Annotated in this window: 9 protein-coding genes and 1 tRNA gene; 4 read left to right on the top strand and 6 right to left on the bottom strand. The window is 30.2% G+C overall.

Translation table 11 applies throughout. The features are described 5' to 3' along the window. Positions 1-145: 145 nt before the first annotated feature. Positions 146-1,360: a site-specific integrase gene (locus ACWG42_RS14735; protein ID WP_455793324.1), complete on the bottom strand. Its 1,215-nt coding sequence runs from the start codon at positions 1,358-1,360 to the stop codon at positions 146-148. A gap of 127 nt (positions 1,361-1,487) precedes the next feature. Continuing rightward, positions 1,488-1,578: transfer RNA gene (locus tag ACWG42_RS14730), tRNA-Ser, on the bottom strand. A 242-nt stretch (positions 1,579-1,820) separates the two neighbouring features. Here ACWG42_RS14730 and ACWG42_RS14725 point away from each other — a divergent pair. Next, on the top strand, positions 1,821-2,237 hold the full coding sequence (locus ACWG42_RS14725) for an RrF2 family transcriptional regulator (protein WP_455793323.1): 417 nt from the start codon (positions 1,821-1,823) through the stop codon (positions 2,235-2,237). Continuing rightward, positions 2,234-2,614 carry an RrF2 family transcriptional regulator gene (locus ACWG42_RS14720; RefSeq protein ID WP_455793322.1) on the top strand — a complete coding sequence of 127 codons (381 nt, stop codon included), beginning with the start codon at positions 2,234-2,236 and terminating at the stop codon, positions 2,612-2,614. Before ACWG42_RS14725 ends, ACWG42_RS14720 begins: the two co-directional genes overlap by 4 nt. 69 nt (positions 2,615-2,683) lie before the next feature. Here the strand turns inward: ACWG42_RS14720 and ACWG42_RS14715 are convergent, their stop codons facing one another. Further along, positions 2,684-3,250: a methyltransferase gene (locus ACWG42_RS14715; RefSeq protein ID WP_455793321.1), complete on the bottom strand. Its 567-nt coding sequence runs from the start codon at positions 3,248-3,250 to the stop codon at positions 2,684-2,686. Between the two features lie 270 nt (positions 3,251-3,520). Between ACWG42_RS14715 and ACWG42_RS14710 the strand changes: the two genes are divergently transcribed. Beyond that, complete coding sequence (locus tag ACWG42_RS14710; RefSeq protein ID WP_455793320.1) at positions 3,521-4,336, top strand: helix-turn-helix domain-containing protein; 816 nt, start codon at positions 3,521-3,523, stop codon at positions 4,334-4,336. Positions 4,337-4,589: 253 nt separating this feature from the next. Here the strand turns inward: ACWG42_RS14710 and ACWG42_RS14705 are convergent, their stop codons facing one another. Genes ACWG42_RS14705 through ACWG42_RS14695 form a run of 3 tightly spaced genes read right to left on the bottom strand, consistent with a single transcriptional unit; the run spans position 4,590 to position 6,438 of the window. After that, positions 4,590-5,657 (bottom strand): hypothetical protein, encoded by a 1,068-nt coding sequence (locus ACWG42_RS14705; RefSeq protein ID WP_455793319.1) that lies wholly within the window; start codon positions 5,655-5,657, stop codon positions 4,590-4,592. A gap of 4 nt (positions 5,658-5,661) precedes the next feature. After that, on the bottom strand, positions 5,662-6,228 hold the full coding sequence (locus ACWG42_RS14700) for a zinc ribbon domain-containing protein (protein ID WP_455793318.1): 567 nt from the start codon (positions 6,226-6,228) through the stop codon (positions 5,662-5,664). 21 nt (positions 6,229-6,249) lie between these two features. Next, on the bottom strand, positions 6,250-6,438 hold the full coding sequence (locus ACWG42_RS14695) for a helix-turn-helix domain-containing protein (protein WP_455793317.1): 189 nt from the start codon (positions 6,436-6,438) through the stop codon (positions 6,250-6,252). Between the two features lie 181 nt (positions 6,439-6,619). On the opposite strand from ACWG42_RS14695, the gene ACWG42_RS14690 reads away from it, so the two are divergent. Next, entirely contained in the window at positions 6,620-6,946 is a 327-nt protein-coding gene (locus ACWG42_RS14690; RefSeq protein WP_455793316.1) for a helix-turn-helix domain-containing protein, read from the top strand. The last annotated feature ends 349 nt before the right edge of the window (positions 6,947-7,295 follow it).

Below are 7,295 nucleotides of genomic sequence, written 5' to 3'. Positions count from 1 at the left end.
TCTAGAGAATCAAAAGTAAAAACTTGTCGTGTCCTTCTTTGGCTCTTCTTAGAGCCTTTTCGTCATGTTTTTTTCGTTTTCTCTCATTTCCACTTAAATTATGCAAGTTCCTAATAGATAAAATAACCGCGAATTTACGCGGTTTTTATATACCTAATATTTCTTTCTTCTTTAAATTGAATTCTTCTTTCGTGATTATTTCCAAATCTAGTAATTCCTTCAATTCTTTTAATTCATCATATTTGCTTCCTGCTTCAGCTTTTCCATCCATCATTTCGATTATTGCTTTGTCAGCTTGTTTAAACCAGTGCGCATATGTGTCATGTAACGTTTGTACGGTATCTCCTAGACGTTTTGCGACATCAAAATCCGTATATTTATCCGACATGTTATTAATTAGATAAGATGCATGAGAATGACGCAAATCATGAATTCTAATCAACGGTAAATTCTTTCCACCTTCATTTGCTGCACTGATATACCTATTTAACTTCCTAGCTACGGTTGTTGGTGCCAATGGTCTAAAAAATCCAAATATAAAACATTCTGCGTTAAATCCATATATTTGTTTTTGTCTTCCATATCTCTTTTTCAATAAATCTTTTATTATCCATGGCATCGAAATATTGCGAACACTGTTTTTTGTCTTTGGCGATGTCACTTCCCAAGCTTTTCCTTTTATTTTATTAGTTATTGATTTATATATGCTTATTGTATTCTCATCGAACTTAATATCTTTCCACTGCAACGCAAATGCTTCTCCCCTTCTCATTCCCATATGATATAAAAGCATAAATAAATCTCTATCATCTTGATCTTCTACATATTCTATAAAAGAATCAAATTGTTCAGGTTCCCAAAAAAGCATTTCTTTTTTTACTTTATCTCTTTTTACAGTACAATGTACTTTTTTCAATGGAGAAACGATAATATAATCTTGATCAACTGCATAATTCAAAGCATTCCCTAATCCGTAATATATACGAAACACATAACTCTCGGCATACTTTTCTTCTAATCCATCAAAGTATTTCTGTAAAATTTCTTTTGTTAATAGATTTATTTTCTTACTACCAAGTTCTAGGCACACCTTATCTAATATATCTTTTTTACATCTAGCACTCGCTTTTTTTATATTTTTTTCACTCGAACTAAATTCATCACATAGTTCTTTTAACGTTATACCTTTTTTCGATTTTTGAATATCTTGATATTTACGAATGAAATCAGTTTCGAAATCCTTCGCATCACGTGATTGTTTAGCATCTTTAACTATCTTCTTGTAGTTGTAGTATGTTCCATTATCTTTTTTTATTTTCCCTTTGATATACCATTTTCCATTTTCATTATAAACTGCCATATTATCGCCCTCTTTAAGTATATAATTACATAAAAGCCTATAACAATCAAGATGTGATTTCGTCTTTTTTTCGTCTTTTTATACGGAAGCACTAAAAAACACCGTATTTACGGTGTTATTTTAATAATGGCGGAGTAGGAGAGATTTGAACTCTCGCGCCAGTTTCCCGACCTATACCCTTAGCAGGGGCACCTCTTCAGCCGCTTGAGTACTACTCCGTGTCTGATAAGTTGCTTTAACATATCTTGTTTTTTTGATGCCATAAAAGTATATCATAAACATTTTTAAAAGTCTAGTATGTAAGTTGAGATTTCTCTCCACTTATGATACTATAAATCCATAAAAACTCTATTCATACTTTATGTATGGTATAGTATAACTGTAACCAATGAATTCATCAAAAATCATACGTTAGAAATTGACTTGATGAACCCTCATTAGTATTGGAGAATATGGGAATATGAAAATTTCAACAAAAGGCGTTTATGCTTTAGAAGCAATGATTGAACTAGCTTCTAAAGGTGAAGACAAATGCGTAAGTGTTCGAGAAATTGCAGAGCACAGATCTTGTTCTATCAAGTATCTTGAACAGATTTTTAAATCATTGAAAACTGCAGGTATCATTAATAGTACTCGTGGAAAAGAAGGTGGCTATCAAATAGCAAAACCAACTACAGAGATTACCTCAAAAGATATCATACTTGCTGTAGAAGGAAAGCTGGATCCTGTACTTTGTCTTTCACAAGTATGTCCTAGAGCAGCTAAATGTAAGACGCAACCTATTTGGTACGGAGTACAAGAAGAGATTTTTCATGTGCTACAATCGAAAACATTATACGATTTAGCTATCATGTATAAAAAAGAGGTGGCAAAATGAAATTATCCACAAAATCAAGATACGCTGTTCGTAGTATGATTGACCTTGCTGCAGCAAATCAAACTTTATCAATTATGGAAATCGGACAAAACCAAAATATATCAGAACGTTATCTAGAACTTATTTTTGCGAAATTAAAAAAATCTGGCTTATTAAAAAGTGTAAGAGGAAGTCATGGTGGATATCAACTTTCTAGATCAGCTGATGAAATTACGATTTATGATATTGTCCATACAATGGAAACAAATTCAAGTATCGTAAAAGTGAAGGAAAGTAACGACCCATTAAAATGTGTTTTACAAAGAGAGATTTGGAATCCAATCGACCATAATCTTGAAGAATACTTAAAAAGCATTAAGCTAAGTAGTCTTTTATAAATAAGTATTCTTTCATCCCTTATGAATCTATCAAAAAGCCCCGTACAATAAAGTATAGGGCTTCTTTACTTATACATATCTTCTAACCTCTTTCATATAAGTTATATAAGTATTACCGAATTTCGTAATACACCATCTTTCTTCAGATAAAATAATCCAGTGAGCACTCATTTGAAACAAGATAACTATCGCACATAATATATATGAATTCGTTAACAAAGCGCATCCCATAAAATACAAGAAATACGATACATACATTGGATTACGAGAAAACCTATATAAACCATCCTTATTAAAACCTTCTATTGTAGGTTTCGCAAAATTAACAATTGTAATTGCACACAATATCAATCCTAAAATATATAATATAAACCCAGATATACACTGCCAAGAATAAACTATTTCAACCTTTAAAAAAAATAGATATAGCACTATGGCTATGTTTGTTATTTGATAAATATAATATGCCCATCTTTCATTCCCTATCATTTCTGGAAAGTGAGAAGCTCTCTTTATAGCATCTTTATTTATAAAAGAAAGTAATGTAAATCTAATCATTAGAAAAGGAAGTAATAAAAAAAATGCATTCATTTCAATAATTCCTCCTTTGCTCATATTTGTTTTCTTTTGATACATACTTGAGTTGTTTTAGCTAACGTATAATTACATAAACATTATACTCCTTATAAACAAAGATACATAACAATATTTTCATATGAATAATTCCTACTCAGATGAGATTGTTATAGGAAAGCTTTAGAAATAATAGAATAAATCCTTCTATGTACCAATGTTAAGAATCTTTGCGAAGGAAAATGCAAAATATACTTGCGCAAATTCCAAAGACTTTTGCTAGTGATACTACTTGTTTTATAGTAAAATGAACATTGAAAAGGAGTGATTATTATGGCTTTTGGGGAAAATTTGATGAATTTACGAAAACAGAATAAAATGACCCAGGAACAAGTAGCAGAAAAATTAGAAATTAGTAGACAGACAGTTTCTAATTGGGAACTAAATCAAACAAAACCTGATTTAGATCAATTGATTGGGTTATCTAGGTTATATAACGTTAGTTTAGATGAACTAGCAGAAATTGACATAAAAGCTTCACATGTAGAGAAAAGACCTACGCTACAGAAGGTAGAAACAAGGTTTTCAAAATGTAGACGCTATTTGATTGAAAACAAAAATATTTGGATTATGATACTAGCATTGCTTTGTATCATCGCAATGGGTATTTGTGGTATGGTGGATTATGCATTAAACAATAACATTACATGGAGTTCAGTTCCGCTAATATCAATATTTTTTGGATATATAGTAATCTTACCGTTGTTTGCGAAGAAACATAAAATAGTTTTGTTTCTCTTATTTATCACAGTCGCAATACTACCTTATCTATACCTTTTAGAAAGTGTGTTGTCTATTAAAAATTGGTATAACTCTCTGGCTGTTCCAATAGGATCAATAAGTGTAATAGGTTTATGGACTTCTTATGCTATTTGCAAATATTTAAAGATAAATGAATGGTATAAAGTAGCAATCCTTGTGAGTATGTGGGCAGGTATCATAACACCTATTATCAATTATATCGCTGGTAGTACGCATTCATATTTATCATTTCAAAATATTACGAACATCTTTTCATCTTTAGTAATAAGCCTATTATGTATCATTTACGGATACATTCGTTCAACAAAGAAATCTAATAAAAGATAAGATACTAAAGAGTCTATTGATGAAACTGTAGGCTCTTTTTTTATATGAGTGTATATATAACTCTTTTGGACTAATTCTTACTTTGTCATAGAAACAAAGATTGCTGCGATGGTGCTTTATAAGCACTGATATATCACTTTTTTTCCTTGATGAAACAAAAAAACTAGATGCTGATAAAATCAAAACAGTCTGATTTCATTAACCTCTAGCCTTAAAATAATTTTAATAGTAGACTCAATTGGAACTAAACTGCTTACTTCTTTAAACCTGTTTCTATATCAATACCTTCCTTAACCATTTTAGCTTTAACTTCTTTAGAATTATCTTTACTTCTTTCTTCTTCTAGTATTGATTCTATACTCACTGAGCTGATATCTCCACCATTATCATAGATTGCTTGTAACTTATCTAAAGTGTATTTTGAAAATTTTCCATACATGGAACGCAACTCTTTAGCTCTCTTATTTACCTCAATGGAGTAATTTGGTATATCATCAACAGTATAATATCTACCATGTTCGAAATATACAGAATTGTAGTTTATTGACGAAACGATATCTTCCTTTGTAAATAGTTTATTTTGCTGCACAACTTGATCCTTTTCCCTTTGTTTTTCAAGCAATAAATTTTCTTCCTCACGAAGAACTGTAATTAATTCAGAAGTAATTGTTATTCCGTTATCATAAGCTTTTTGAGCTCCATCTAATATGTACTTTGATACTTGGTTACGGTTTAATTGTCTCACTGTATTAATTACTTCACTATCATATTTTGGTAATGTATCAAAAGTATATTTGATACCTTCTTCATTAAATGAACTATTCAAATCCTTCAACAACTCTTCTTTTTCAATTCTATCATCAACTGCATGATTATTTTCATCTTGTTTTTCTAATGCTTCTTTCAAAAGCTTATTCCCATCAAATTTGATTTTGACAGTTTCATCATCAAAATCCTTATATCTTATTTCAATTATTTTATCATAGGTGTTTGCATTGAAAAAAACCGTAGTTTTCTTTTTTGCGTTACCACTTATAATAATAAAACCTAATGAATTATCATTTGATAGGGAAATTGCGGAATACTCTGCATTACTATCATCAATCAATGAAAAATCATTATAGGATATTTTCATATCATCATCACTATTATTAGATATTTCAAAATCAATTGTTACACCATCATAATTCGCGTTGACATTGTCGGCAGTTATTGAATAGTTTTTTTTCGAACATGTTTCTCCATAAGTACATGAACTTGGAGATTTACTACATCCTATAAGCATAAATACGGATACAATTAGCAAAGATATCTTCTTCATTATCCTATTCTCCAATCTTTTGACCACAACTCGGACAAAATTTAATTTTTTCATCAACTTCTATACCACAACTTGAACAAATATTTTTGTTTCTTTTATTTGATTTTGGGGTTCCACAATCAGGACAAAAGTTTATTTCATTGGAATATGATTTTCCACATTTTTCGCATACGACATTTTCTTTATCCATCACCATACTGCTTGATACAACCTTGCTAATCTTCTTGCCTAAGGCATTTATTTCGTCTCTATTGACTGTTTTCAATAAATCTCTATAATTCTTATAAAGAATAAAGCAAGATGCTAGCAATGCAATAGCGCAAACTGTTCTTACATTTCCATTTGATGCAAGAAAGATAACGATTCCAGAAATTGCAGAAATCACTGCGCTTACTATGTTCATCTTTTTCAAATATAATACGATTCCCACAAGAATAACAAGAAGTGCTACTATGTTAACAATATCATGCAATTTAATAAGCATTTCAAAGCTCATTGTACTGACTAAAACCAATATTCCTCCTATCAAGTTAATTGCTAATGCTATCAAAGCCATATATTTCTTTTCCATTTCATTTCTCCTTCATATTTTTTATAATAACTCTTTCATGTCCAATTCTAATGCTCTGCTAATCTTTTCTAAAGTTTTTAATGATGGGTTGGTTCTCCCTACTTCAATATCACATATGTATGAGGTACTTGTTCCACATCGTTGCGCTACCTCTTTCTGGGTTAAACCAATCCTTAACCGCTCCTCTTTAATTTTTTTTCCAACATTCATCATGAACCTCCTCTTATATAATTATATATGTAATTAACGTAATTTACAATATTATATACGTAAATTACGAATTGTCTAAATAATACTTATTCTAATGAACATACTACTAATTGAATTATCATTGATTGTGTGTATAATTGAGATATATAAAATACGTTATTTGCGTACTTGGAGGTGTCATATGCGTATAGGTGGAAAAATTAAAGCTTTACGTAAACAAAAAGGAATAAGCCAAAAATCTCTAGCTGAACAATCTAACATTTCCTATTCTTTCCTGAGTGATATTGAGAAAGAGCGTTCCAATCCCTCTTTCGATAAACTACAACGAATTTGTTCTGCGCTTAACGTTGACTCTAGTTATTTTCTAGGTTCAACTAAAAATGAAGAAAAAGGCAGTAAAACATATCAAGATATTCTCTCCTACATGAATGAAGTAAAGACATGGAGTGAGAATGACCAGCTTGAACTTTTACATTATTTAAAAATCAAATCTATTAGCAAACAATAGTTTTTGCTCATTATGCACACGACTTTTATTTTTCATCATTCATCCTTCTAGTTATATATATTATCTGCTACTAAATATAATAAAAACAAATCCCTAAAATCACTTGAAAAAGACTGGGATTTTTTATTTACCATTCTTTAATTCAAAAGCATTCTGTTTCTTTATTCAAAGTTCCAATTCAAATATGCGCAAATTGGTATAAATGATGGATTCATATTATTCATATAAAAAAGAGGCTGTAACGAAATAGACACATTTGGAAATTCAGATGATGCCTAGGAGGTTACGACCTCTTTTTTTCATATATATGAGTCATATAGGTTAAAATAAGCTCATTAAGCTTAAAAAA

The sequence above is a fragment of the Amedibacillus sp. YH-ame10 genome, from assembly GCF_053848885.1.
Note: the sequence above shows the minus strand (reverse complement) of the source record. Positions and strands in the feature narration are given on the sequence as shown.